The sequence below is a fragment of the Streptomyces sp. NPDC047886 genome, assembly GCF_043204435.1.
Taxonomy (GTDB): Bacteria; Actinomycetota; Actinomycetes; order Streptomycetales; family Streptomycetaceae; genus Streptomyces.
Window position 1 is genome coordinate 260,001 of the sequence record NZ_JBIDCF010000006.1, and the last position, 25,955, is coordinate 285,955.

The following is a 25,955-nucleotide window of genomic DNA, read 5'->3' on the forward strand; positions in this document are numbered from 1 at the left end:
CTCCAGCACCGAGGACACGAGGATTCCGTGAGCAGCGAGCTGTTGGCCCCCCTCGACCTGGCCTTCTGGCATCTCGAGACCACCGATCACCCCATGCACCTGGGTGCCCTCGCCTTCTTCGACGGCGGGCCCGACGGCTGCGACGGCGTCCTCGAGCTGCTCGCCGAACGGGCGGCCGCCATTCCGCGCCTCCGGGTACGGGTCCGGGACGTGCTGCTGCCGGTCGGCGGCGCCGCCTGGCGCGTGCACGACTCCTTCGACGTCCGCCGCCATGTGCGCCGGCTGCGGGTGCCGGGCGGCGACTTCACCGCCGGAGCGGTCGCCCTCGCCGGCGAACTGATGGAACGGCCGCTCGAACGCGGGCTCCCGCCCTGGGAGATGTACCTGCTCACCGGCGCCGCCGACAGGGACGGCGACAGCGAAGGCGAAGGAGACGGCGGCCCCGGCCCCGGCACCCGTACGGGTCCCGGCGCACGTCCAGGGGACGAGGCCCCGGTCGCGCGCCCGTTCGCCGTACTCGTCAAACTGCACCACGCGCTCGCCGACGGCATGCGGGCCGTCGCCATCGGTGCCGGGATCTTCGACGAGATCGCCGGAGCACGGACGGCACGGGCCGCCGGCCGGCGCCGCCCGCGCGCCGCACCGCCCCGCACCCGGCTGCCCGGCCCCTGGGACATCGCGGGCGCCGCGCGCGGGAGGGTCGCCGAAATCGGCCGGGCGTTCGGTATCGGCGCCTCCGTCGTCCGGGCCGGCCGTCTGGACGCGCCCGGCGCGCCCGCGCTCACCGCCGACCCCAGCGGAACACGGCGCCTGGCCGTCACCGCCCTGGACCTCGACGAGGTACGGCGGGTGCGCAGGGCCGCGGGCGGCACCGCCAACGACGTCCTGCTCACGGTGGTCGCGGGGGCGCTGCGCCGCTGGATGCTGGAGCGCGGCGACCGCCTGCCGGACGCCGACCCCCGCGCCCTCGTCCCCGTGTCGCGCCGCCGGCCCGGCGCCCCGCCCGGCGGCGGCAACGAGTTCTCCGCGTACCTCCTGGACCTGCCGCTCCGCGACGACGACCCGCTGGGCAGGCTCGCCGCGGTGCGCCGCGCCATGGACCGCAACAAGGCGGCGGGGCCCGCGCGCGGCGCCGGAGCCGTGGCCCTGCTGGCCGGGCAGCTCCCGCCGCTGGCGCACCGGTTCGGGGCCCCGCTCGCCGGGGGAGCGGCCCGCGTGCTGTTCGACGTCCTGGTCACCAACGTCCCGCTGCCGCGCTCGGCGCTGTCGCTCGGCGGCCGCCCGCTGCGCGCGCTGTACCCCATGGCGCCGCTTGCGCGCGGACAGGCGCTGGCCGTGGCCATGTCGCCGTACGGGGACCGGGTGCACATCGGCCTGGTCGCCGACGGCAGGGCGCTGCCGGACGTGGACGGCCTCGCCGACGCCGCGCGAGCCGAACTGGCGGAGCTGCTGCGCGCCGTGTGAGGCGGTCCCGGGCGTCCTGCGGCAGGCTGGAACCATGCCCGAGCTGCCCGAGGTCGAAGCGCTGCGAGAGTTCCTCGACGTCCATCTCGTCGGCAAGGAGATCGCGCGCGTCCTGCCCGTCACGATCAGCGTCCTCAAGACGTACGACCCGCCACCGGACGCCCTCCAGGGGGCCGCCGTCACGGCGGTCGACCGGCACGGCAAGTTCCTCGACATCACCGCGGGCGGGCTCCATCTCCTCGTCCACCTGGCGCGGGCCGGCTGGCTCCAGTGGCGGGACGTCCTGCCGTCCGGGCCGCCGCGCCCCGGCAAGGGGCCGCTCGCGCTGCGCGTCGCCCTCACCGGCGGCGACGGGTTCGACCTCACCGAGGCGGGCACCACCAAACGGCTCGCCGTGCACCTGGTCCGCGACCCCGCCGACGTGCCCGGCGTGGCACGCCTCGGCCCCGACCCGCTCGCCGACACCTTCGACCGGGACGCCTTCGCCGCCCTCCTCGCGGGGGAGCGGCGCCAGATCAAGGGCGCGCTGCGCGACCAGAGCCTCATCGCCGGAATCGGCAACGCCTACAGCGACGAGATCCTGCACGCGGCCCGGATGTCCCCGTTCAAACCCGTGCAGAACCTCACCGACGACGACGTCACGACCCTGTACGAGGCCCTGCGCACCACACTCGGCGGCGCGGTCGCCCGCTCGCACGGGATGGAGGCGGGACGGCTCAAGGCGGAGAAGAAGAGCGGGCTGCGCGTCCACGGACGCACCGGCGAACCCTGCCCGGTCTGCGGCGACACCATCCGCGACGTGTCGTTCAGCGACTCCTCGCTCCAGTACTGCCCGCACTGCCAGACCGGCGGCAAGCCGCTCGCCGACCGCAGGATGTCCCGACTGCTGAAGTGACCACGCCCGGCGCGCCGCCCGCCCCGGGCGGAGGCGGCGTCGTCCGGCCCTCCCGGGGTACGGCCGCCGCGCCCGGTCAGGGGCGGGGTGCCAGCGAGACCAGCCGCCTGCCGTCGGCCGCGCGCACCTCGAACCGTGCGATCTCGTCGCGCCGCAGCGCCGTGGCCCCGCGGACCACCGGGTCGTCGCCGGGCGTCACCGCCCAGCCCAGCACCCGCCACGCCGACCCGTCGGTGCCCACCACGACCAGCTCGCACACCCGGGGCGCGCGCACTCCCGCCACCCGCACCGCCACCTCCGTGCCCCACTCCCGGTCCCGCGTCTCCAGCGCCGCGTCCGCGCCGGTCGCCGGGTCGGCGGCCGTCACGCGCCACACCGCCGGATCGCCGCCGTCCCGGGCCAGGACCAGCGCACCGCCCGGCAGCGCCACCGCCAGCGCCGCTGCCACCGCGACCAGCCGCCCGCGCCTGCGCGGCGCCCGGCGCCCGGGCCACGGCACGGGCCGCACAGGCCGGGGCTCCAGCGGCTCGCGGCCGGCCAGCTGGGCGAGCGCCGCCGCCGCACCGGCGAACTCGCCCAGCCGTGCCGCGCAGGGCCCGCAGGCGGTGAGGTGCCGCTCGCAGCACAGCGCGTCGGCCGGTTCCAGGACGCCCAGCGCGTAGGCGGCGACCGCGTCGTGCCGCTCCCGCTGACCCATGGGTGTGCCTCGATTCCGGACCGCGCCGTACCTGTCGTCCCTGCCTCCGATGAGTACGGGCACGGGCCGCTTCTCGCTCAATCGGGCCCCGCCTAAACTCCGCAGCATGCTGCGCGTACTGGCCGTCGACGACGAAGAGCCCGCCCTGGGGGAACTGCTCTACCTGCTGCGCTCCGACCCGCGGGTGCGCAGCGCCGAGGGCGCCACCGACGCGACCGAGGCGCTGCGCCGCATCGGCCGCGCCCTGGAGGCGGGGCCCGACGGCGACGACGCCATCGACGTCGTCTTCCTCGACATCCACATGGCCGGGCTCACCGGCCTCGACGTCGCCCGGCTGCTGGCCGGGTTCGCCAGGCCGCCGCTCATCGTCTTCGTCACCGCCCATGAGGGCTTCGCCGTGCAGGCCTTCGACCTGAAGGCGGTGGACTACGTCCTCAAGCCGGTCCGCGGGGAGCGCCTCGCGGAGGCCGTGCGCAGGGTCAGCGACCTGTGCGAGCCCGCCCTGCCGGGGGCGACGACCGCCGAGCACATCCCGGTCGAGCTGGGCGGCGTCACCCGCTTCGTGCCGGTCGACGCCATCGCCTACGTCGAGGCGCAGGGCGACTACGCGCGCCTGCACACCGACGGGGGCAGCCACCTCGTCCGCATCCCGCTGTCCACGCTGGAGGAGCGCTGGGCGGCGCGCGGATTCGTCCGGATCCACCGCAGCCACCTGGTGGCCATCGGCCGCATCGACGAACTGCGGCTGGACGCGGGAGCCACGACCGTACGGATCGGCAGCGCCGAGCTCGCCGTCAGCCGCCGGCACGCCCGCCAGCTCCGCGACCTGCTGATGCGGCACCCGCGCGGCTGACAGCCCACGGCGCGCGCCCGGCCGCCCCACCCCCCCCCGCCGGTCGGAGAATCGGCCTACCGCCGGTAGGAAAATCGGCCTACCGCCGGTCGGGGCATCTGCGTACACTCCACTCACCGCTGAGCCACCCGACCCCCGGACGCCGATGTCTGCACAGCACGAGCCCGCGCGCGGCCCCGACGCGCGCCCCCGGCGGGAGACCGTCACCGGAGTGCCGCGCGCCGCCCGCCGCCCCGCGGGCCACGCCCCGGCCCGCTCCGAGATCAGCGAGCAGACCACCCTCGGCCACACCTATGTGCGCTCCCTGATGCGCAGCCAGCTGCGCGCGGCGCTGTCCGCCCTCGCCACGCTCGCCGTGCTCGTCGGCTCCCTGCCCCTGCTGTTCGCGCTGCCCGCAGCCATGAGCCCCGACGGCCCGGACCTGTCGCCCGAGCCGTTCGTGTGGGCCGCGCTCGGCGTCGCCGTCCACCCCGTCATATGGCTGATCGCCCGCTGGTACGTCCGCCGCGCCGAGCGCAACGAACGCGACTTCACCGGCCTCGTCGAAGGCCGGTGAACCGGCTCGGTGAACCAGACCTACGCGGTGGCGGCCGTCACCGCCGTCGTCATCGCCACGGTCCTCATCGGCGCCCTCGGCCTGCGCATCTCCCGCACCACCTCCGACTTCTACGTCGCCTCCCGGACCGTCAAACCCGGTCTCAACGCCGCCGCCATCAGCGGCGAGTACCTCTCCGCCGCGTCGTTCCTCGGGATCGCCGGGCTCGTCCTCCTGCAGGGCCCGGACATGCTCTGGTACCCGGTCGGCTACACCGCCGGATACCTGGTCCTGCTGGTCCTCGTCGCCGCCCCGCTGCGCCGCTCCGGCGCGTACACGCTCTCCGACTTCGCCGAGGCCCGGCTCGAATCCCCGCGGGCCCGCCGGCTCGCCAGCCTCTTCGTCGTGGGTATCGGCTGGCTCTATCTGCTGCCCCAGCTCCAGGGCGCCGGACTCACCCTGGAGATCCTCACCGGCGCGCCCCAATGGGTCGGCGCGGTCCTCGTCGCCGTCGTCGTCACCGGGGCCGTCGCCGCCGGGGGCATGCGCAGCATCACCTTCGTCCAGGCGTTCCAGTACTGGCTCAAGCTGACCGCCCTGCTGGTGCCCGCGCTGTTCCTGGTCACCGCCTGGGTCGGCGACGGCACGCCCCGCGCCCGGTTCGACGCCCCGGCCGTTTTCCGCGACCACACCACCGTGACGTTCGACGACACCGTACGCGTCGACATCGACGCCCCGCTCACCCTCACCGTCTCCGGGCGGATCGACGCGACCCGGTACGAGGAGCGGCAGGTCACGCTCGCCGAGGGCACCCACCGTGTCGAGGCGGGCACCGTCCTGGCCTTCCCGCCGGGCGCGGCCGTCCCCGAACGCGCCGCCGACGGCACCGACCCCCTCGGCTGGTCGCAGCCGCTGGCCGGCGGCCGCGACGGCCACCAGCTGTACGCCACGTACGGGCTGATCCTGGCCACGTTCCTCGGCACCATGGGCCTGCCGCACGTCGCCGTCCGCTTCTACACCAGCCCCAACGGCCGCGCGGCCCGTCGCACCACCCTCGTCGTGCTCGGGCTCGTCGGCGCGTTCTACCTGCTGCCGCCCGTCTACGGCGCACTCGGCCGGATCTACGCGCCCGAGCTCGCCCTCACCGGCGCCGCCGACGCCGCCGTGCTCGTCCTGCCGGACCGGGTCATCGGCGGACTCGCCGGAGACCTGCTGGGCGCGCTCCTCGCGGGCGGCGCGTTCGCCGCGTTCCTGTCGACGGCGTCCGGCCTGACCATGTCCGTCGCCGGTGTCCTCACCCAGGACGTCCTGCCGTCGCGCGGCGTACGCCACTTCCGGCTCGCGACACCGCTCGCCATGGCCCTGCCGCTCGCGGTCGGCGTCGTCGCCACCCAGGTGCCGGTGGCCGACGCGGTCGGGCTGGCGTTCGCGGTGTCGGCGTCCTCGTTCTGCCCGCTCCTCGTGCTGGGCATCTGGTGGCGGCGGCTCACCCCGCCCGGCGCCATGGCCGGCCTGGTCGCCGGCGGCGGCGGCGCGCTCACGGCCGTGATGGCCACCCGGGCGGGGCTCGCCCCCGAGGGCTGGCCGCACACCCTGATGGCCTGGCCCGCCGTGTGGTCCGTACCCCTGGGCTTCCTGACCATGGTGGCCGTGTCGCTGGCGACGCCCCGCCACATTCCCGCCGGCACGCCCGCGATCCTCGCGCGGCTGCACCTGCCCGAGGGCCTCGTCGGCCGGCCCCCCACCGAAGGAGCCGAGCGATGACCGGGACCCTTCTCGCCGCCCTCGCCGCCGCGGGGGCCCTCCTCCTCGCGGCCGGGTTCGCGCTCGGCCGGCTGGCCGCGCACCGCGCCGACCGCGACGTCCTCGACCTGGGGACCCCCGTCGAACGCGCCACCTTCCACACCCTGCACACCGCGTCGCTCGCCGCCCCGCCCCTGCGCGCCGGGCTCACCGAGGACACCGCCCGCAAGGCCGCCGGTCGGCTGCGGCCCCTGCTCGGCACCGAGGCGCTCTGCCTCACCGACCGCACGGCCGTCCTCGCCTGGGACGGGCCCGGCGCGGACCACCACCGCGACCAGGTCATGGAACGGGTCGCCGAACTCCTGGACTCCGGGCGCAGCCAGAGCGTCCGCAGTGAGTGCGACGACCTCGACTGCCCGCTGCGCTGGGCCGTCGTCGCCCCGCTGACCGGCGAGGAGGGCGTGCTCGGCGCGCTCGTCGCCTACGGTTCGCAGGAGTCGGCCGTCCTCGTCAGGGCCGCCACCGAGGTGGCCCGCTGGGTCTCCGTCCAGCTGGAGCTGGCCGAACTCGACCGGTCGCGGACGCGGCTCATCGAGGCCGAGATCCGCGCCCTGCGCGCCCAGATCTCCCCGCACTTCATCTACAACTCGCTCGCCGCCATCGCCTCGTTCGTCCGCACCGACCCCGAACGGGCCAGGGAACTCCTCCTGGAGTTCGCCGACTTCACCCGCTACTCGTTCCGCAGGCACGGCGACTTCACCCAGCTCGCCGACGAACTGCGGTCGATCGAGCAGTACCTCGCGCTGGCCGGCGCCCGCTTCGGCGACCGGCTCCAGGTGACCCTCCAGGTGGCGCCCGAGGTGCTGCCGGTGACGCTGCCGTTCCTGTGCCTCCAGCCGCTCGTCGAGAACGCCGTCAAGCACGGCCTGGAGGACTCCCGGCACACCTGCCGGGTGACCATCGCCGCCCAGGACGCGGGCGCCGAGGCCGTCGTCACCATCGAGGACGACGGGGTCGGCATGGAACCCGGCGTGCTGCGCGCCATCCTCGCCGGGGAACGCCCCCAGACGTCCGGGATCGGCCTGTCCAACGTGGACGAGCGGCTGCGCCAGGTGTACGGCGACGACCACGGCCTGGTCGTGGAGACCGGCGTCGGCGCGGGTATGAAGGTCACGGTGCGGATCCCCAAGTTCCACGCGGGCGTCCACCGCGCCACGCCCTGAACGCGTCGGCCTACAGCGCCGTCCACGGGGTCGCCGCATCCCCTCCGCGGCGCCGGCGGTCCGCGCCGTTGCCCCGGGTCAGCACCCGTGCCACGAGGTCCTGGACCTCCGCCTCGTCCCCGGCCGCCTCCAGGGCCGGGCGCACCAGGGCCAGCAGATCGCGCACCGCGTCACGGGCCGGCACCGGCAGTCCCGTGACCGGGTGGACGGCGGGGCCCCGCAGCCCGTGGCGGGCCGCCGTCCACAGCGCGCCCCGCACGACATGGTCCGGCAGACGCGGCGCCCGCCGCCCGAGGGCCACCGCGTCCAGGGCGGTGGTGACCAGCGCCCGGGTGAGTCCGGCCTGCAGGACCGCCTCGTCCACGCTGGGCGTGACGTCGGCGACCCGCACCTCCACGGTCGGCAGATGGCTGGACGGGCGGGCGAGCCAGTAGGCGTTGGCGGCGCGGGCGGGCAGGACACCGCTGCGCCGCAGCGCGCCGAGCGTCGTCTCGTAGTCGTCGGCCGACTCGAAGTACGGCGGGATCTGGTGGGTGGGCCAGCGGGACAGGACGAGCGTGCGCCAGCTCGCGTGCCCGGTGTCCACGCCCTGGTGGTAGGGCGAGTTGGCGGACAGCGCGAGCAGGACCGGTAACCAGGGCCGCAGATGGTTGAGCACGGCGACGGCGGTGCCCCGGTCGGGCACGCCCACGTGGACGTGGCAGCCGCAGGTCTCCGTCTCGTCCGTGAGGCTCCCGTACAGCCGGGCCATCTGGCGGTAGTGGGGTGTCGGGCTCACCTCGCGGGCGGGCGCCGCCATCGGCGCGGTGCCGCTGGCGAGCGGCCGCACCCCGGCCTTGCGGGCCGCCTGGACCAGCCGGGCGCGCGCGGCGGTGAGCTCGCCGCGCACCTGCGCGAGGCCTGTGCACACGGCGGTGGCCGTCTCCACCATGGTGGTCAGCAGCTCCCGCTGCGGGCCCGGCCCGTGCTCCGGGCGGTGCAGCCGGCGGTCGGCGTCGAGCACGTCGGTGCTCCGTGCCGCCGGTAGCCCGCTGTGGGCGTCGAGCAGGATGAACTCTTCCTCCACGCCCATGGTCACCACGCGCCGTAAGGGCCCTGCGACCATCGCGACCACTCCCCGCACCCACCGGTCCTGACACGCGCTCGGCGCGGCGCCGGGCGTCAGGCGGCGGCGCACCTCAGGATGACCGTCAGGCCCCGGCGGCGGCAACAGGGCGTCGTCGGCCGCTCAGTACAGGTGCAGGGCCAAGTGGCCGAGAGGCAGCCCCAGTTGCCAGGAGGGCAGCCACACCTGGGCCGATTCGTCGACGACGATCCCGGCCGCCGCGGGGGCGGGCGGCAGCGCGCCGAGGTCGGCGGCGAGCAGTTCGGTCTCCTCCAGTCGCCGCCAGGCGCCCAGCGCCAGCGCCAGCCCGGGTTCGCCGGCGCCGCCCCCGGCCTGTCGCCGGGCGGCCAGCCGCTCGCGGACCCAGTCCTGCCAGGGGTGGTCGTAGGCGGTGCGGTCCAGCCACTCCTCCAGCCGCTCGTCGGGGCCCGGCCCCGGTCCTTCGCAGAGGTAGATCGTCAGCGCGAGCGTCCGGCGGCCCGCCAGATACTCCAGTGAGCCGGGGTCGGCGAGACCGCCCGCCCGTAGTAGTTCATCGGCCAGATACTCGGCACACAGCCAGTCCATCGGGACGGCGAGGCCGCCCCCGCCGGTGCCGTTCGTGCTCTCGGGCCGCAACGTTCCCACCTTCTCCCGGACGGTTCTTCCGCGCGTCTCTCTCGGGCGGCGTATGTCTGACGACGAGCCTCCACCGAGAGGCATGGCCGACGGCCGTTCTTTGCTCAACTTGAGGCTGTGGTTTCGAATACGTTCCTCTTCGGTCCGTGACCTGCGGGAAGGAACGTGTCGCGAGGGTTTTCAGGGGCGTGCGGGATCCGTGGCCAGAGCTCCGGGGAGCGGTCGGCTGTAGCCCGGCAGGCACCTGCCGAGCGCGCGCAGCGCGTAGTGCGAACGGGACTTGACCGTTCCCGCCGGTATACCGAGCTCCGCCGCCGCCTCGTTCACGGTCAGCCCGTGGAAGTAGAGCCGCACCAGCACCGCCCGGTGTTCGGGGCTCAGCTCCCGTACCGCCGCCCTGACGTCGAGGGCGGCCACCGCCGACTCGGTGACGTCCGCCGGGTCGGGCGTGGTGTCGAGGACGCTGTCGCCGATCTCGGTGGGCCTGGCCATCCGGGAGCGGCGGGCGTCGATCGCGAGCCGCCGGCCGACCGTGAACAGCCAGGGCCGCATCGACTCGTACGGGGCCTCGAAGGCCTCCGGGTGCTGCCAGGCCCGTACCAGCGTCTCCTGGAGCAGGTCCTCGGCCCGCTGCTGGTCCCCGTAGGTGAGGCCGAGGAGAAAGCTGAGCAGTGCGGGCCCGTGTTCCCGCTGGAGCTCCTCCAGGGCTCGCTCGTCGGTGGTCACCGTCGCCGTCGTCATCGTTCACACCCTTTCCCGCCGTACTTCGGGCCTCGGCCCGTATACGAACGCATCCGGGCGTCCAGGGACAGGCGCCGCACCGCGGTGTGCGGCGAGCGGTCGCACCGAGCGGCGAGTGGTGCGGCGAACGGTCGGGTAGAACGGTTGGCTCCGTTTCAGCTAAATAGTCTTACTTACATGCTTTGATGATTGACTGGGTTGTATGTCCGGTGTGCATTCAGGGAGCCACCACATGCCCGCAGCCCTCAGGGAGCTCCCCATGAACACCCGCACCACCCGCACCCGCCCCCGAAGCGCCGGAGCCGCCACGCGCGCCGCCATGGCGGTATGCCTCCTCACCGCCGCCGCCACCGCCGCGGGCTGCGCCGGGCCCTCACCGCACAGCGGCTCCGCCCCACCGCGCGAGGCGAGCGCCGGGCCCGACCGCTCGCCGGGCGGCGGCCCCGCCCGCACCGCGCGCGGCTTCACCCTCGTGGCCACCGGAGACGTCCTGCCGCACGCCTCGATCATCCGGCAGGCCCAGGCCGACGCGGGCGGCGAAGGCTATGACTTCGGCCCGATGCTCGCCGGCGTCAAGCCGGTCGTCTCACGCGCCGACCTGGCCGTCTGCCACATGGAGACGGTGTACGGACGCGACGGCGGGCCCTTCACCGGATACCCCTCCTTCAAGTCGCCGCCCCAGGTCGCCACCGCCCTGCGCGCCACCGGCTACGACTCCTGCTCCACCGCCTCCAACCACACCCTGGACGACGGCGCGGACGGGGTGCGCCGCACCCTCGACCACCTCGACAAGGCGGGGGTCCGACACGCCGGGTCAGCCCGGAGCGCCGACGAGGCGAACACCCCGACCATGCTCAACGCGGCCGGAGCCAAGGTCGCCCACCTCGCGTACACCTACGGCACCAACGGCATCCCGGTCCCCGTCGACAAGCCCTGGATCGTCAACCTCATCGACGAGGGCAGGATCGTCACCGACGCCCGCGCCGCCCGCGCGGCCGGGGCCGACGTCGTCGTGGTCAGCCTGCACTGGGGCAGCGAGTGGCAGACCGCCCCCGACACCCGTCAGCTCACGCTGGGCCGCGCCCTGACCGCGTCCACCACCGACGGGCGCCCCGACATCGACCTCATCCTCGGCACCCACGCCCATGTCCCCCAGGCGTACGAGAAGGTCAACGGCACCTGGATCATCTACGGCATGGGCGACCAGATCGCCGGAGCGATGGTCAACCACTCCGGCGCCTTCGACCCGCGCGGCAACGAGGGCACCATCGGCCGGTTCACCTTCGTCCCGCCGGAGAAGCCGGGACGGCGGTGGGAGGTCGCCAAGGCCGAGTTCCTCCCGCAGTGGTTCAACACGCAGACCAACCGGGTCGTCGACCTGAACGCCGCCATCGACGCCGGCGAGACCGGCCTCACCGACGTACGCGACCGGATCCGTCAGGTCACCCTGAGCCGGGGCGCCGCCGCCGACGGACTCGTGATGGGCGGGTAGGCCGGGTCCGGCGGATCATACTCGGGCCGCCCGCCGTGGCACGCACGTCCGCGGCCGCCCGCCGTGGCACGCACGTCCGCGGCCGACGCCGTCGGTCGCCAAGCCCTAGGGCGACCGGGCGCGGGGGAGGTTCCGTACCGCCGACGGTTCCCGCAGCGCCCCGCGCCCGGGCCACCCGCGCGCGGGAGGGGTTCGACAGGCAGCCCGTCCGGCCCGTCCTTAGAGTCGGATCATGAGTGCCGGCGCGGAGCGGACCTCCACCACCCGTCCCACCACCCGTCACCGCGGGCTCGGCCGCGTGCCGGACGCGTTCGCCGCGTTCTTCGGCGCGATCGGCCTGTTCTGCGCGGTCCTCGCCCTGCTCCCCGCACTGCGGCGGCTGCTGCGGCCCCTCGCCTGGTTCCTCGACCGCGTCACCGTCCCGGTCAGCGCGAACCTCGCCTACGCGGTGTTCCTGCTGCTGCTCGCGGCGGCCGTCGGCGCCCGCAAGAGGGTCGCGTGGTGGCTCGTCGTCGCCTATGTGACCCTGCTGCTCCTCGCGGACGTCCTGCTGCTGGTGTTCGCCGCCGACTGGTCATGGACCGCGAACCTCGTCCTGTGCCTGGCCGCGCTCACCCTGCTCGTCCTGGCCCGCGACGAGTTCTCCGCCCAGACCCGGCGCGGCGCCTGGTGGCGGGCGCTGCGGGTGCTGCTCGTCGGGCTCGGCGCGGGCGTGCTCGCGGGCTGGGGCCTCGTCGAGGCGTTCCCCGGCACCGTCCCGCGCGGCCAGCGGCTGCTGTGGGCCGCCAACCGCGTGCTCGGCGGCCTCGTCTCGGGCGACAGCTTCGACGGGGCGCCGCCGCGCCCGCTGTTCTTCCTGCTCGGCCTGTTCGGCGCGCTGGCGCTGCTCGGCGCCGCCGCCACGCTGTTCCGCTCCCAGCGCATGGTGGCCGCCCTCCACGGCGACGAGGAGCCCCGCATCAGGGCCCTGCTCGGCGCGTACGGCGCACGCGACTCGCTCGGGTACTTCGCCACGCGCCGCGACAAGGCGGTCGTCTTCTCGCCGAGCGGCCGCGCCGCCGTCACCTACCGCGTCGAGGCGGGCGTCTGCCTCGCCAGCGGCGACCCCGTGGGCGACCCCGCAGCCTGGACGGCGGCCGTCGACGCCTGGCTGGACGTGGCCCGCCGCTACGCGTGGGCGCCGGCCGTCATGGGCGCGTCCGAGGACGGCGCCCACGCCTACGCCCGCTCCGGGCTCGCCGCCATCCAGCTCGGCGACGAGGCGATCCTGCAGGTCGCCCGGTTCGACCTGGACGGCCGTGACATGCGGGTGACCCGCCAGGCCGTGAACCGGGTACGGCGGACGGGCGCCACCACCAGGATCCGCCGCCACGCGGCCCTCGGCGACGACGAGACCCGGCGCATCGTCGAACGGGCCGACGCATGGCGCGACACCGAGACCGAGCGCGGCTTCTCCATGGCGCTCGACCGGCTCGGGGACCCGGCCGACGGCGACTGCCTGATGGTGGAGGCCCTCGACGGCGACGGCGAGCTCATCGCGCTGCTCTCCTTCGTGCCCTGGGGCCGCGACGGCATCTCGCTGGACCTGATGCGCCGCGACCGCAACGCGCCCAACGGCGTCATGGAGTTCATGGTCGCCGAGCTCTGCGCGTACGCCCCCAAGCTCGGCATCCGGCGGATCTCCCTCAACTTCGCCGTGTTCCGCGCGGCGTTCGAGGAAGGCGCGCGCATCGGCGCCGGACCCGTCCTGCGGGTCTGGCGCCGACTGCTGCTGTTCCTCTCGCGGTGGTGGCAACTGGAGGCGCTGTACCGCTCCAACGTCAAGTACCAGCCCGAGTGGTACCCCCGGTTCCTCTGCTACGCCGACGCCGGTTCCCTCGCCCGCGTCGCCCTCGCCTCCGGAATCGCCGAGGGGTTCGTCTCCGTCCCCAGCCTGCGGTCGCTGTGGGGCCGGGGCCGTCGTCCCGGCGCCGTCACCGCACCGGTCACCACCGAGGGCCTGCCCCCGATCGACGCCCTCGGCCTCACCGGGCCCGGCACGGGCCACGAGCCGCCCGAGCGGCGCACGCCCGAACAGCTCCGCGTCCGCCGGCGGAAGCTGGAGCGGCTACGGGCCGACGGCACCGACCCGTACCCCGTCGGCACCCCCCGCCCCACCGACACCCTGGCCGCGATCCGCGCCGCCCACCTCTCCCTCGCTCCGGGCACCCGCACCGGGCGGCCGGCCACGGTCGCCGGCCGCGTGATGCTCGTACGCGACTTCGGCGGCGTTGTCTTCGCCGTCCTGCGCGACTGGTCCGGCGACCTCCAGCTCGTCCTGACCCGCGACGGCTCGGGAGCCGCCGTACTGGACAGGTTCACCGCCGACATCGACCTCGGCGACCAGCTGACCGCCACCGGCGAGATCGGCGCGAGCGACAAGGGCGAACTGTCCGTCTTCGTCACCGACTGGCAGCTGACCGGCAAGTGCCTGCGCCCCCTGCCCGACAAGCGGCGCGGGCTCGCCGACCCCGAGGCCCGGGTGCGCCGGCGCTACCTGCACCTCGTCGCGAGCCCCGCCGCCCGCGAGGTCGTCCGCGCCCGGTCGGCGGCCGTCCAGGCGCTGCGGCAGGGTCTCCTGGACCGCGGCTACCTGGAGGTCGAGACGCCGATGCTCCAGCAGGTCCACGGCGGCGCCAACGCCCGCCCGTTCACCACCCACATCAACGCCTACGACCTCGACCTGTACTTGCGCATCGCACCCGAGCTGTACCTCAAGCGGCTGTGCGTCGGCGGCCTGGAGAAGGTCTTCGAGCTGGGCCGCACCTTCCGCAACGAGGGCGTGTCCTACAAGCACAACCCCGAGTTCACGATGCTGGAGGCCTACCAGGCGTTCGCCGACTACGACGTGATGCTCGACCTCACCCGCGAGCTCGTCCAAGGCGCCGCCACCGCCGCCTTCGGCGCGCCCGTCGCCCGCGCGGCGGACGCGGACGGCCGCCTCGTCGAACACGACATCTCCGGGCCCTGGCCGGTCAGGACGGTGTACGGGGCGATCTCCGACGCGCTCGGCGAAGAGGTCGACGCGGACACGGACGAGGAGGCGCTGCGGCGGCTCTGCGACCGCGCGGGCGTGCCGCACGCGCCCGACGGCACACGGGGTGACGTGGTCCTGGAGATGTACGAACGGCTCGTGGAGGAGCCGACCCGGCTGCCCACCTTCTACAAGGACTTCCCGACCGACGTCTCCCCGCTCACCCGCCAGCACCGGCGCGATCCCCGCCTCGCGGAGCGCTGGGACCTCGTCGCCTTCGGTACGGAGCTGGGCACCGCCTACTCCGAACTCACCGACCCGGTGGAGCAGCGGCGGCGGCTCACCGAGCAGTCCCTCCTCGCGGCAGGCGGCGACCCGGAGGCGATGGAGCTGGACGAGGACTTCCTCGACGCCCTGGAGTACGCGATGCCGCCGACCGGCGGACTCGGCATCGGCGTCGACCGGCTCGTCATGTTCCTCACCGGGCTGACCATCCGCGAGACGCTGCCGTTCCCGCTCGTCCGCCGCCACTGACGACCGGGGGCCGCGGTCCGCTCCGGGATCCACGGTCCGGGCGCCGCGCTCCGCGCTCCACTGGTCCCATCGGGTGCATTCGGCGGCGTGGCCGGTGTGGGGCTGCGGCGAAGGGCCGCCCCCGTGCAAGCCATTGGTCATGAAAAAGGATCAGATGGCTTCGGGGCGGCGGGCGGTGCTGCGCATCGCCGCCGCGCTCGGCGCCACCACCACCGTCGGCCTGTTCGCCGTGGACCGGTCCGCAGGGCCCGGCGAGGCCGGCGCGACCGCCCCCGTACCCACGCCGTCCGCTGTCCCTCCCACGCCGTCGGCCGTCCCTCCCTCGCCGTCCGCCGCCCCTCCGGTGCCGGCACCGGCCGGGGGCGCGCCGGCGGGCGGCCGTCCGCCGGCCTCCCCGTACCGGCTCCAGCCGATGACCGCGTACGCCCCGCCCCGCTTCAGGCGTGCCCTGCCGCCCGTCCGCCAGCGGCCCTTCCTGAGGGTCTCGGGCGCCGGCAACACGATGGTCCTCACGTTCGACGACGGCCCCGACCCCCGGTACACCCCGCACATCCTGGCGACCCTGCGCCACCACGGCGTCCGCGCCATGTTCTTCGTCTGCGGGGAGATGGCCGCGCGCCACCCCGACCTGCTGCGCGAGATGGCGGACGACGGACACGTCGTGGGCAACCACTCCTGGTCGCACCCGCTCATCCCCAGGCTGCCCCCGTCCCGCATCCGGGCCGAACTGGGCGGCACCAGCGAGGTGATCGAGCAGACGACCGGCAGCGCGCCCCTGTGGTACCGGGCCCCGTTCGGGGCGTGGAACCGGCACTCGTTCGAGATCGGCGCCGAGTTCGGCATGGAACCGCTCGCCTGGACCGTGGACACCCTGGACTGGAAGGAGCCGGGCACCCGCACGATCGTGCGCCGCGTCCTGGACGGGGCCGGGCCCGGGGTCGTGGTCCTGTCGCACGACGCGGGCGGCGACCGGTCGCAGAGCGTGGCCGCGCTCCGCGTCTACCTGCCCGGACTGCTGGACGCCGGGTACCACCTGACGGTGCCCCGGCGGTGACGGCCGCGGTGGCTGCTCAGCGGGTCGCGACCATCCGGGCGAAGACGACGACGTTGCCGTCGTAGCCGCCCGCCCTGGAGTAGCCACCGCCGCAGGTGATCACCCGCAGCTCGGGGTAGCCGGTGTCGCCGTAGACCCGGACACCGGGGAAGTCGTCCTTGGAGAACACCTCGACCCCGTACACCTGGAACACCGCGACCCGCCCGTCGTACCGGGTGACCTCGACGTGCTGGCCCTGCCGGACCGCGCCGAGGCTGTAGAACACCGCGGGCCCCGACGCGTTGTCGACATGGCCCACGATGATCGACGTACCGCGCTGGCCCGGCGAGATGCCGTTCTGGTACCAGCCGGCCAGGTTCCGGTCCTGCGGCGGGGGAGCGCTGATCCAGCCCTCCTGGTCCAGACCCACGTCCATGATCGGCGCGTCCACCTTCAGGGAGTCGATCCGGATCCGGGAGGCCGGTGCGTACGCCAGCGGCTCCAGCCCCGCCGCCGGTGTCGGGGCGGCGCCGACGACCCGCCGGACGTCGGGCGACGCCGCGGCGGCCGGCTGCGGCGGCCCCAGCTCGACATCGACACCGTTCCGCATCATCGCGAGACCAGTGAGCATGACGAGAGCCAGCGCGCCCCACGGTGAGCGTCTCCTCGGCTCCCAGTCGCTGTGGTCCAGGCCCATGCTTCTCCCTTCACGGCGTCTGTGGGCACGGTAAGCGCGCCGCACCCGGTCGGCGATCAGTGCGGGGCGAACGGGTGGCGGGGCGGACGGGTGATGACCCATCCGAGTCATCGCGGGCACCGGCACGCTGACGGTCCGTGACCTGCGACTCCATCAGGCGGGAAGGGCCCGCCCCGGCGTGTCGGCTCACCGGGGTGGACCAGTGCCGAAATGCGACGATCACATGAGTTTGTGAGGGTTCGTCATGGAGGACGCATTCGTCGAGTTCCCGGAGCGCCGCTTCGGTGCGTCTTCCACTGGAGGTTCAACGATGCGTGCTTCACGCGCTTTCGCGGTCGCCGCCGCCGCATGCGCGGCCGTGGGGCTCTCAGCCCCCTTCGCCGCCGCCACCAACGGCCCGACCAACGTCACGGTCTCCCCGACCCAGGTACACCAGGGCGGCCAGCTCGCGGTCAGCGCCATGGGCTGCGGCCACGGCGGCACCGTCACGTCCAACGCCTTCCCCAAGACGGCCCTCACGGTGAACGCCTCGGGCCACTCCGCCGCCACGCCCCGGATCTACGACCACGCCACCCCGGGGCAGTACAACCTCGCCGTCAAGTGCAGCGACAACGCGAGAGTGGTCACCCGGTCCTTCACCGTCATCAAGGGGCGCGGCGCCCAGGGCGGACTCGGCGGTTCCATGGCGCCGAGCTCCACCGAGATGGCCGTCGGCGCGGCGCTGGTAGGCACCGCGGCCGTCGGCGGCGGCCTGTTCCTGGCCCGCCGCCGTCGCCTGAGCGGCGGGAAGGCCTGACCGGCAGAACCTCCCGGTCGGGCCGACCACGCCCGTCGCCCCCGAAGTCCCGGCCGGGACTTCGGGGGCGACGGGCGTGCCAGGCTGTTTCAGGTGGTTGCGGGTGTCAGTGCCGGCGCTGGTCGGCCCTGCGGCGCACCACGTAGACGACGCCCGTGGCCGCGGCGACCACCAGCGCGGTACCGGCGGCGATCTGGCCGGCGTGCCAGTCGTCCCCGACGCTGCCGCCCACACCGCCGCGCACGCCCTGCGTCGGCGGGGCGACCACGGTGGCCGTCCGCGTCACCGTCGGCACGGCGGTGGTGCTGATGGTCGGCGCGGTGGCGATGGTCAGCTGTGCCGTGCCGGGCGCCCCGCCCGCGCAGGTGAACGACACGGTGTAGACGGCGCCCCGCTTGGCGTCCCAGTCGACGGTGGCCGTCGCTGAGCCGCCGGCCGGGATGGTCACCGTGTCGAAGACCCCCGACGAGGCCATCGCGGTGCCCGCGCACTCGGGCGCGGTGAGGGTGACCTTGCCGCCCGGCGCCACGGTCGACGGATTGACGGCATAGGAAGGCACCGCCGAGGCGGTAGGGGCGGTGAGAGCGAGAGCCGCCGCTCCGAGCAGAGCGGCGGAAGCGGCACCTATCGCGCGCATGGTGAGTCCTCCGGGTCCCGAGAGGCAGCTGCGGAACCGTTATCCGCTGAGCTCGTGACATACCCCTCGATGCCCGAAACGCTAGGAGTGCCCTACCACACCCGCGAGCGTAGGAGGGCGAATGGGGCACGGCGGTCCCCCGGACGGCCGAACCCGACCCGCGACCGGGCCCCGCCGTGCGCCGCACGGGCTCATTCCAGATGCGGGAACAACGCCATGAACGGTTCCGCCGTCGCGGACACGCCGCGGCCGAAGGGCGCGTCGATGGCCCAGATCAGGAACAGCAGGAACGCGATCAGCGCGCTGAACAGCCCCGCCAGCAGCAGTTCCCGGAAGGTGCGGCGGATCTGGAGCGTGAAGATCAGCCCCACCGTGATCAGCGCCCCGGTGACGAGCCCGAACCAGACCACCCCCGGCATCGTCTCGCCCGCGTTCTCGCCCCGGGAGGTACGGGCGTCGTCGACCAGCGCCACCTGGTCGACCAGCGGCTGGTACGCCTCGCCCTCGTGGTCGTCCGCCGGCCGGTAGTCGGTGACGTCGCGCCGCAGCTTGTACAGCAGCTCGCCGCCCTTCTCGGACAGCTCTCCCCGCTCAGCCATGGTGTCCCACTCGGACCCGACGACATGTGAGACGTACGCGTCGACGTCGTCCCGGATCCTGGCATGGACCTCCGCCGGCCAGACCTCGGAACGGACCCGTACCTCGTGCAGGGCCTGGGCCTCCTGCCGGACGCTCTCCTGGGCGGCGCTGCGGCCCTCCCAGACACCGGCGATCGCGAGGCCCAGCACGATCGCGTACACGACCCCGATCATCATCGTCATGTACTCCATGACGTCCGGGGTCTCGGTCGGATCGTCGTCGTCGCCGACACGGCGGTGGTTGATGGCGACGATGGTGAGGACGACCGCGCAGGCGGAGGCCATCGCGATGGTCAGAACAAGCCATTCCGACAAGGGAATCTCTCCGTCGGTGAGTCGGATGCGGGGAGGGATGGCGTGGGAAGGGAGGTCGTGGGGACGGGGCGTGGGGACGGGATCGTGGGAAGGAAGGCCGTGCGGAGGAAGGCGCGGGGAGGTGTTTGTGCGTACGCGGCCGTACGGACGGGTCAGCGGGAGGAGCGGGGACGCAGCACGGCGGCGGCGAACACCGCGGGCGCGGTCAGCAGGAGCGTCAGCGACACCAACGACGGGCCCCCTTCCGGCTTCGGGCGCTCCGCACGCCGGTAGGACGGCAGCGCCACGGGCGGCGGCGAGGGCGGTACGGCCGGTGACGCCGACCGGGACGGTGACGGTGACGGCGAGGGCGGTGGGGGAGCCGGCGCCGGTGGCGGCGGTACGGGCGCCCGGGGCGGCGGTGGCGGTGGTGGCGGCGGCGCGGGCGGCGGTACGGGCACCGCCGTCACCGTGGGCGGGGCGGGCTTCGGCGGGGGAGGGGGCGGGGGCGGCTCCAGGGTGGGGGTCGGAGTGGGGGTCGGCGTCGGTGTGGGCGTCGGTACGGGGCTCGCGGGCGGCGTACAGACGGCCGACGGGCCCGCGCGCGCGACCGAGGTGCCGGGACCGCCGGGGCCGATGGAGGCGTAGGCGCAGCTGTCGGCGGCGGCCGGTGGGCCGCTGACCGACAGCCAGACGAGGAGCGCGGCCGTCAGCAGCCGCGCGGCAAGGGTTCCGTACACGCCGGAGATCATGAGCACAGCCGCCCCCGCGTATCCGGGGAACGGCCGCGATTCGCCTGATGGTGGGTGTCTCGCACAGCCGTGCATACGGCCCCGGAGAAATTCTTTCGGTACGCGTTGAACGCCGACGGCCCCCGCACCCGTACTCAAGGCCATGAAACGGCGCACCTCGGTCGCCGCAACCGAACTGCATTCAACGGGAGTCGACATGAAGACCTGGCGGAACGCCTCGCTCGCGGTGACCGCGGCGGCCGTGCTCGCGCTGACGACGGCGTGCGGTCAGGAGAACGGCGGCCAGAACCTCGGCGGCCAGTCCGTGGGTGCCGCCGCACCGGCCGGAGCACCCGCCGAGAACGGCAACGGCTACGGCGGCGACTACGGATCGGCGTCCGGCGCCACGGCGGCCACCGCGGCGGGTCAGCTCGCCGTCCGGGAGAGCGACCAGTTCGGCAAGGTCCTCACCGACAGCAAGGGCTTCACCCTCTACCGCTTCGACAAGGACACCGCGAGCCCGCCGAAGTCGGCCTGCGAGGGTGAATGCGCCAAGGCGTGGCCCGTGGTGGCCGCGGACGGCGCCAAGCCGCCCGCCGGTGTGGCCCCCTCGCTGCTGGGCGAGGTCACCCGCTCCGACGGCACGAAGCAGCTGACCGTCGACGGCTGGCCGATGTACCGGTACGCCAAGGACACCAAGGCCGGTGACATCAACGGCCAGGGCGTCGGCGGCACCTGGTACGCCGCCGCGCCGGACGGCAAGAAGGCCGCTCCCGGCAACGCGTCCGACGAGAAGCAGCCCGCGGGCGGCGGAGACGACGAGTACGGCGATGGCGCCGGAGGCGACAAGGGCGGCGACGCCTCGGCCGCCGACCGGGCCGGCCTGTCGGTCCGCAACGACCCCAAGCTCGGCGAGATCGTCGTCGACCGCGAGGGCATGACCGTCTACCGGTTCCAGAAGGACTCGGCCTGGCCCATGAAGACCGCCTGCACCGACGCCTGCCTGGACAAGTGGCCGGTGGTCGCGCCCGTCGACAAGAACGACACCGAGGGCATCACCAAGAAGGGGTACGTGACCTTCAGCCGGCCCGACGGCATCAAGCAGCAGACCATCGACTGCTGGCCGCTCTACACCTTCGCCGGTGACAAGAAGCCCGGCGACACCAACGGCCAGGGTGTCGGTGGCACCTGGTACGCCGTGTCGCCGGAAGGCAAGCTGGTCGGAGCGCCCAAGTAGAGTCCCCCACGCGCGTCTTCGACCCGCCGGCCCGCCGTCTCACGCCCCCCGCGTGACCGGCGGGCCGGTTCCGCGCGCCCGCACGTGCCAGTGGCGTGTGACCAAGAACGGATCGCTATTTTCCGGTTCCACTCGCTCTCTCGGCGGGCGATCAGTAGCCTCGGCTCGAACACCGGCCATGCACATGGCCACTTCCTCCGTGGCGACTGTTGGAGACAACGATGGAGCGTCCCGCCTGGGCCCCGCCGGGCATCGACCTTTCGGTGCCGAGCGTGTCCCGCATCTACGACTACTACCTGGGCGGCTCGCACAACTTCGAGGTCGACCGGGAGGCAGCCCGCAAGGCCATGGAGTTCATGCCGGGACTGCCCAAGATCATGCAGGCCAACCGGGCGTTCATGCGCCGCGCCGTGCGCCACGCCGCCGCCGAGGGCATCACCCAGTTCCTGGACATAGGCTCCGGCATACCCACCTTCGGCAACGTCCACGAGGTCGCCCAGGCGGCGACCCCCGACGCCCGCGTCGTGTACGTCGACCACGATCCGGTGGCCGTCGCCCACAGCCGCGCCGTCCTCGCGGGCGACGACCGGTCCACCGTCGTCGCCGCCGACCTCCGCAAGCCCGGGGAGATCCTCACCAGCCCCGAGGTGACCGGCCTCCTCGACCTGGACCGGCCCGTCGCCCTCCTCCTCGTCGCCGTCCTGCACTTCATCGAGGACGAGGACGAACCGCAGCGGGCCGTGGCCGAACTGACCGAGGCCCTCGCGCCCGGCAGCCTCCTGATCCTCACCCACGCCTCGTTCGAGGGCGTTCCGGTGCCCGAGGAGCAGGCGGGCGGCACCGTCGGCGTCTACCGCGACATCCGCAACCCGCTGGTGATGCGCTCCCGCGAGGAGGTCACCCGCTTCTTCGACGGATACGAGATCGTCGAACCCGGCCTGGTGTCCATGCCGCGCTGGCGGCCCGAGACCCCGTCCGAGCAGGAGGATCCATTCGCCTTCTCGGGCTTCGCAGGGGTGGGGCGCAAGGGGTGAGCATCCCGGCGCAGGCGTCCGGCTCCGCGGCGGAACCGGACGGCCCCGAGGACAGACTCCGGCGGTTCGCGACCATCTGGAGCCGGGCCATCTTCCCGGTCACGGCCACGTCGATGACCCGCACCGAGTTCGAACAGCATCTGCGGCCGCTCGCCGGGCAGCTGAGCGCCGCCCTGCACGAGCGGCCCTTCGACCCGGCGGCCGCGCACCGGGTCGGCGCCGCCCTGGTCGCCGCGCACTGCACCGACCCCGACGCGCTCAGCCGCACCCTCGGGGTCGTCGACGCGTACCTGGTGCTCTACTGCGGCGCCGCGTCGCCGCTCCCCGCCGAGGAGCTGCGCGCCCGCTGCGCCCGGCTCCAGCACGCCATGGCGGCCGGGTTCGCCCAGGCGCTGCGCGAACGCACCCTGGCCGAACAGGAGGCCATCGCCCGCTCCGCCCTCGCCGCGCGCAGCTTCGCCGAACAGGCGCTGCACGCCACCGAGGCCCGCTTCCGAGCGGTCTTCGAAGGCGCCGCCATCGGGATCGGCATCGCCGACCTGCAGGGGAACGTCCTGGAGGTCAACGAGGCCCTCACCCGGATGTTCGGGGGCCTGGACTCCCTGGTCCGGGGCCGCAACGTGAGCGAATGGGTCCACCCCGAGGACGCCCCGCACGTCTGGAAGCTCTACGGCGAACTGGTCCGCGGCGAACGCGAGCACTTCCGGGTGGAGAAGCCGTTCTACCGGACCGACGGCACGGCCCTGTGGACCAATCTGACGGTCTCCCTGCTCCGGGACGCCGACGGCCGGCCGCAGTACCAGCTGGCCCTGATGGAGGACACCACCGAACGCCGGCTGCTCAACCTGCGCCTGCGGTACGAGGCGACGCACGACGCGCTGACGGGGCTGCCCAACCGGACGCTGTTCTTCGAACGGCTGGACAAGACGCTGTCCGCGGGCGACGGCACCCACTTCGGGCTCTGCTACCTGGACATCGACGGCTTCAAGGCGATCAACGACAGCCTCGGCCACTCGGCGGGCGACCGGCTCCTCGTCGAGGTCGCCGACCGGCTCCAGAGCTGCGCGACCGCGCCGGGCGAGATGGTCGCCCGGCTCGGCGGCGACGAGTTCGTCGCCCTCACCACCGGCCCCGACACCGAACGGGCCACCGAGGAGCTGGCGCACCGCATCCTGGCGGCCCTCGCGACCCCCATCCGGCTCGACGGCCGTGAGCTGACGGTGCGCGGCAGCATCGGCATCGTGGAGGGCCGCGCGGGCGAGCAGGGTTCGGCCGAGGTGCTGCGGAGCGCCGACATCACGATGTACCGGGCCAAGTCGGCGGGCGGCAACCGGTTCGAGCGGGCCGACCCCGAGGCGGACGCCCGCGCCATCACCCGGCACGGTCTGACGACGGCGCTGCCCGCCGCCCTGGAGCGGGGCGAGTTCTTCATCGAGTACCAGCCGCTCGTCCACCTCGGCGACGGCAGCGTGCACGGCGCGGAGGCGCTGGTGCGCTGGTGCCATCCCCAGCACGGCGTCCTCGGCCCGGACCGGTTCATCCCGCTCGCCGAGCACACCGGGCTGATCGTCCCGCTCGGGCGCTGGGTGCTCCAGGAGGCCGTACGGCAGGCGAGGTTCTGGCAGGACCGGCACGCCGACGGCGGTCCGCTGCGCATCAACGTCAACCTGTCGCCGACCCAGCTGCACCACCCCGGCCTGGTCAACGACATCGTGGACGTCCTCGACCGCTCCGGGCTCGAACCGGGCGCGCTGTGCCTGGAGGTCACCGAGTCCGCGCTGATCGGCGCCGAGGAGGACCTGCTGAAGCCGCTGCGGCAACTCGCCGAGATGGGTGTCGACATAGCGCTGGACGACTTCGGCACGGGCTACTCCAACCTCGCCAACCTGCGCCGGCTGCCGGTGAGCGTGCTGAAGCTGGACCGCTCCTTCACCCGGGGCATGCAGCAGCACCCCGCCGACCCGGTCGACCTCAAGATCGTTGAGGGCATCGTGTCGCTGGCGCACAGTCTGGAGCTCGCCGTGACCGTCGAGGGCGTCGAGACCGGCGCCCAGGCGCAGCAGCTCCGCGAACTCGGCTGCGACACGGCCCAGGGCTGGTACTACGCCCGCCCCGGGGCCCCGGACCGCATCCACTCCCTGCTCCTGGCGGACGCGGTGTAGACGCGGACCCGGACGCGTGCGCGGTGCGGACCCGGGCGGCGGGCCCTCCCGCCCGCCCGCCGGGTCACCCCGTGCCGCGTGCTCACGCGCCCGCGCCGCCCGGTGGCAGCGAGCCGAGCAGCACCCGGCGCAGCTCGCGCGCCGCCCGCGGCGGTGCCACGTCGCTGCGGTGCGCGAGCGCGATCGTCCGGCGCAGCCCCGGCGGGGCGAGGGCGGTGACCCGCAGGTCGCGGCCCGCGCTCGCGGCGACCATGCCGGGGACGACGGCGAGGCCGAGGCCCGCCCGTACGAAACCCAGCACGGCGTCCATCTCGCCGCCCTCCACCGTGAACGACGGCTCGAACCCGGCCGCGCGGCACGCGGCGACCGTGAGGTCCCGCAGGTCGTAGCCGTGCCGGAACATCACCATCGGCCGGCCCTCCAGATCGGCGATCCGCACGGGTCGTGGCGGCGGCGGCTCCCCGGCCGACGACACCACCACCAGGTCCTCGCGGAGCAGCTCGACGGTGGTCAGGGCGGGCGACGGCGTGGGCAGCGGCAGCACCACCAGCGCCAGGTCCAGCGCGCCGCGCGCCAGCTCCCGTACGAGATCGTGCGAGCCGCCCTCCTCGATGAGCAGCTCGATGCCCGGATGCAGGTCGTGGAAGGCGCGCAGCACCCCGGGCAGCAGACCGGTGCACACGCTGGGCGTCGCCCCGAGCCGCACCCGGCCCCGGCGCAGCTGCGCCAGCTCCTGCACCTCGTGCCGGGCCGTGTCGGCGTCGGCGAGGATCCGGCGGGCCAGCGGCAGCAGCGCCTCACCGGCGTCGGTGAGCGTGATGTTGCCCCTGGCGCGGCGCAGCAGCTCGGCGCCCAGCTCCTTCTCCAGGGCCCTGATCTGCTGGGACAGCGAGGGCTGGGAGACATGGACGCGTTCGGCGGCCCGGGTGAAGTGACGCGTCTCGGCCACCGCGACGAAGTACTGGAGCTGCTGGAACTGCACCCCTCCACCATAGGCGATGCCTATGGACATGAGCCGAACCATGTCTTGGACCTCTGGGGACCTCCGGCCCTAGCGTCGTGACCCATGGCTCTTGCAACGCGATCCGCGACGCGGACGGACCGAAAACCGTCCCTCCTCCGCACGCTCTGGGGGTCGACCGTCGGCAAGAAGACGGTCATGGCCGTGAGCGGCCTGATCATGCTCGGTTATCTCGTCGCCCATGTGCTGGGCAACCTCAAGGTGTTCTTCGGCCCGGCGGAGTTCAACGCGTACGGCCACTGGCTGCGCACCATGGGCGACCCGGTGCTCCACCGCGAATGGGCGCTGTGGATCGTCCGCGCCGTACTCCTCGTGTCCGTCGTCGCGCACGCCGTCTCCGCGTACCAGCTGAGCCGGCGGGATCTGCGGGCCAGGCCCGTCGGCTACGCGCGCAGGCGCCGCCGGGCGAGCTACGCCACCCGCACGATGCGCTGGGGCGGGGTCATCGTCGCGCTGTTCATCGTCTGGCACCTGCTCGACCTCACGACCCTCACCGTCAACCCCAACGCCCAGCCCGGCCACCCGTACGAGAACGTCGTCGCGACCTTCTCCACCTGGTACGGCAACGCCGTCTACATCGTCGCGATGCTCGCCGTCGGGCTGCACGTCCGGCACGGCTTCTGGAGCGCCGCGCAGACCCTCGGCGTCGGCAGCGCGCGTCGCGACCGTGCCCTGAAGGCCGTCGCGAACACCCTCGCGCTGGTGCTGACCGCCGGCTTCGTCTCGGTACCCGTCGCCGTCATGACCGGAGTGGTGAGCTGA

23 protein-coding genes are annotated in these 25,955 nt (G+C 74.1%); 14 read left to right on the forward strand and 9 right to left on the reverse strand.

Going from position 1 to position 25,955, the window contains the following annotated elements; genetic code table 11:
• Positions 1-27 precede the first annotated feature (27 nt).
• Positions 28-1,464, forward strand: coding sequence for a wax ester/triacylglycerol synthase family O-acyltransferase (locus tag ACGF5U_RS21690; RefSeq protein ID WP_392711590.1), 1,437 nt, complete (start codon positions 28-30; stop codon positions 1,462-1,464).
• A gap of 34 nt (positions 1,465-1,498) precedes the next feature.
• Positions 1,499-2,359 carry an Fpg/Nei family DNA glycosylase gene (locus tag ACGF5U_RS21695; protein WP_392711592.1) on the forward strand — a complete coding sequence of 287 codons (861 nt, stop codon included), beginning with the start codon at positions 1,499-1,501 and terminating at the stop codon, positions 2,357-2,359.
• 76 nt (positions 2,360-2,435) lie between these two features.
• Here ACGF5U_RS21695 and ACGF5U_RS21700 read toward each other — a convergent pair whose 3' ends face one another.
• A complete protein-coding gene (locus tag ACGF5U_RS21700) occupies positions 2,436-3,119 on the reverse strand; it encodes a zf-HC2 domain-containing protein (RefSeq protein WP_392711594.1) in 684 nt (227 codons plus the stop codon).
• Between the two features lie 43 nt (positions 3,120-3,162).
• Here ACGF5U_RS21700 and ACGF5U_RS21705 point away from each other — a divergent pair, with 43 nt between their 5' ends.
• The 4 genes from ACGF5U_RS21705 to ACGF5U_RS21720 all read left to right on the forward strand — a co-directional run bounded on the left by ACGF5U_RS21705 (position 3,163) and on the right by ACGF5U_RS21720 (position 7,410).
• Positions 3,163-3,909, forward strand: a complete 747-nt coding sequence (locus ACGF5U_RS21705) for a LytR/AlgR family response regulator transcription factor (RefSeq protein ID WP_392711595.1) — start codon at positions 3,163-3,165, stop codon at positions 3,907-3,909.
• A 145-nt stretch (positions 3,910-4,054) separates the two neighbouring features.
• Positions 4,055-4,465: a hypothetical protein gene (locus tag ACGF5U_RS21710; RefSeq protein ID WP_392711597.1), complete on the forward strand. Its 411-nt coding sequence runs from the start codon at positions 4,055-4,057 to the stop codon at positions 4,463-4,465.
• A gap of 9 nt (positions 4,466-4,474) precedes the next feature.
• Positions 4,475-6,208 (forward strand): cation acetate symporter, encoded by a 1,734-nt coding sequence (locus tag ACGF5U_RS21715; RefSeq protein ID WP_392711598.1) that lies wholly within the window; start codon positions 4,475-4,477, stop codon positions 6,206-6,208.
• Positions 6,205-7,410, forward strand: a complete 1,206-nt coding sequence (locus tag ACGF5U_RS21720) for a sensor histidine kinase (protein WP_392711600.1) — start codon at positions 6,205-6,207, stop codon at positions 7,408-7,410. Before ACGF5U_RS21715 ends, ACGF5U_RS21720 begins: the two co-directional genes overlap by 4 nt.
• A 10-nt stretch (positions 7,411-7,420) precedes the next feature.
• Here ACGF5U_RS21720 and ACGF5U_RS21725 read toward each other — a convergent pair whose 3' ends face one another.
• The 3 genes from ACGF5U_RS21725 to ACGF5U_RS21735 all read right to left on the reverse strand — a co-directional run bounded on the left by ACGF5U_RS21725 (position 7,421) and on the right by ACGF5U_RS21735 (position 9,874).
• The gene (locus ACGF5U_RS21725) at positions 7,421-8,515 is read right to left on the reverse strand and encodes a glutamate--cysteine ligase (protein WP_392711602.1); all 1,095 of its coding nucleotides are present in this window, start codon (positions 8,513-8,515) and stop codon (positions 7,421-7,423) included.
• Positions 8,516-8,638: 123 nt separating this feature from the next.
• Positions 8,639-9,133 carry a hypothetical protein gene (locus ACGF5U_RS21730; RefSeq protein ID WP_392711604.1) on the reverse strand — a complete coding sequence of 165 codons (495 nt, stop codon included), beginning with the start codon at positions 9,131-9,133 and terminating at the stop codon, positions 8,639-8,641.
• Between the two features lie 180 nt (positions 9,134-9,313).
• Positions 9,314-9,874 (reverse strand): sigma-70 family RNA polymerase sigma factor, encoded by a 561-nt coding sequence (locus ACGF5U_RS21735; RefSeq protein WP_392711605.1) that lies wholly within the window; start codon positions 9,872-9,874, stop codon positions 9,314-9,316.
• A gap of 259 nt (positions 9,875-10,133) precedes the next feature.
• Here ACGF5U_RS21735 and ACGF5U_RS21740 point away from each other — a divergent pair, with 259 nt between their 5' ends.
• The 3 genes from ACGF5U_RS21740 to ACGF5U_RS21750 all read left to right on the forward strand — a co-directional run bounded on the left by ACGF5U_RS21740 (position 10,134) and on the right by ACGF5U_RS21750 (position 15,967).
• Entirely contained in the window at positions 10,134-11,366 is a 1,233-nt protein-coding gene (locus ACGF5U_RS21740; protein ID WP_392711607.1) for a CapA family protein, read from the forward strand.
• Positions 11,367-11,598: 232 nt separating this feature from the next.
• On the forward strand, positions 11,599-14,913 hold the full coding sequence (gene lysX, locus ACGF5U_RS21745; protein ID WP_392711609.1) for a bifunctional lysylphosphatidylglycerol synthetase/lysine--tRNA ligase LysX: 3,315 nt from the start codon (positions 11,599-11,601) through the stop codon (positions 14,911-14,913).
• A 139-nt stretch (positions 14,914-15,052) separates the two neighbouring features.
• Positions 15,053-15,967 (forward strand): polysaccharide deacetylase family protein, encoded by a 915-nt coding sequence (locus ACGF5U_RS21750; RefSeq protein WP_392711611.1) that lies wholly within the window; start codon positions 15,053-15,055, stop codon positions 15,965-15,967.
• Positions 15,968-15,983: 16 nt separating this feature from the next.
• Here ACGF5U_RS21750 and ACGF5U_RS21755 read toward each other — a convergent pair whose 3' ends face one another.
• A complete protein-coding gene (locus ACGF5U_RS21755) occupies positions 15,984-16,643 on the reverse strand; it encodes a class F sortase (RefSeq protein ID WP_392711612.1) in 660 nt (219 codons plus the stop codon).
• Positions 16,644-16,953: 310 nt separating this feature from the next.
• Between ACGF5U_RS21755 and ACGF5U_RS21760 the strand changes: the two genes are divergently transcribed.
• Entirely contained in the window at positions 16,954-17,439 is a 486-nt protein-coding gene (locus tag ACGF5U_RS21760; RefSeq protein ID WP_392711613.1) for a hypothetical protein, read from the forward strand.
• Positions 17,440-17,545: 106 nt separating this feature from the next.
• Here the strand turns inward: ACGF5U_RS21760 and ACGF5U_RS21765 are convergent, their stop codons facing one another.
• The 3 genes from ACGF5U_RS21765 to ACGF5U_RS21775 all read right to left on the reverse strand — a co-directional run bounded on the left by ACGF5U_RS21765 (position 17,546) and on the right by ACGF5U_RS21775 (position 19,748).
• Complete coding sequence (locus tag ACGF5U_RS21765) at positions 17,546-18,076, reverse strand: hypothetical protein (protein ID WP_392711614.1); 531 nt, start codon at positions 18,074-18,076, stop codon at positions 17,546-17,548.
• Between the two features lie 191 nt (positions 18,077-18,267).
• Positions 18,268-19,029: a hypothetical protein gene (locus ACGF5U_RS21770; protein WP_392711615.1), complete on the reverse strand. Its 762-nt coding sequence runs from the start codon at positions 19,027-19,029 to the stop codon at positions 18,268-18,270.
• A gap of 152 nt (positions 19,030-19,181) precedes the next feature.
• Entirely contained in the window at positions 19,182-19,748 is a 567-nt protein-coding gene (locus ACGF5U_RS21775) for a hypothetical protein (RefSeq protein ID WP_392711617.1), read from the reverse strand.
• A gap of 208 nt (positions 19,749-19,956) precedes the next feature.
• Between ACGF5U_RS21775 and ACGF5U_RS21780 the strand changes: the two genes are divergently transcribed.
• The 3 genes from ACGF5U_RS21780 (at position 19,957) to ACGF5U_RS21790 (ending at position 24,172) form a co-directional block, all read left to right on the forward strand.
• Entirely contained in the window at positions 19,957-20,976 is a 1,020-nt protein-coding gene (locus ACGF5U_RS21780; RefSeq protein ID WP_392711618.1) for an SCO0930 family lipoprotein, read from the forward strand.
• 221 nt (positions 20,977-21,197) lie between these two features.
• Positions 21,198-22,010, forward strand: coding sequence for an SAM-dependent methyltransferase (locus tag ACGF5U_RS21785; protein WP_392711619.1), 813 nt, complete (start codon positions 21,198-21,200; stop codon positions 22,008-22,010).
• Positions 22,007-24,172, forward strand: a complete 2,166-nt coding sequence (locus ACGF5U_RS21790) for a putative bifunctional diguanylate cyclase/phosphodiesterase (RefSeq protein WP_392711620.1) — start codon at positions 22,007-22,009, stop codon at positions 24,170-24,172. The genes ACGF5U_RS21785 and ACGF5U_RS21790 overlap by 4 nt, the downstream gene beginning before the upstream one ends.
• An 82-nt stretch (positions 24,173-24,254) precedes the next feature.
• Here the strand turns inward: ACGF5U_RS21790 and ACGF5U_RS21795 are convergent, their stop codons facing one another.
• Positions 24,255-25,154, reverse strand: coding sequence for a LysR family transcriptional regulator (locus ACGF5U_RS21795; protein ID WP_392711916.1), 900 nt, complete (start codon positions 25,152-25,154; stop codon positions 24,255-24,257).
• 84 nt (positions 25,155-25,238) lie between these two features.
• Between ACGF5U_RS21795 and ACGF5U_RS21800 the strand changes: the two genes are divergently transcribed.
• Positions 25,239-25,955, forward strand: coding sequence for a succinate dehydrogenase cytochrome b subunit (locus ACGF5U_RS21800; RefSeq protein WP_392711621.1), 717 nt, complete (start codon positions 25,239-25,241; stop codon positions 25,953-25,955).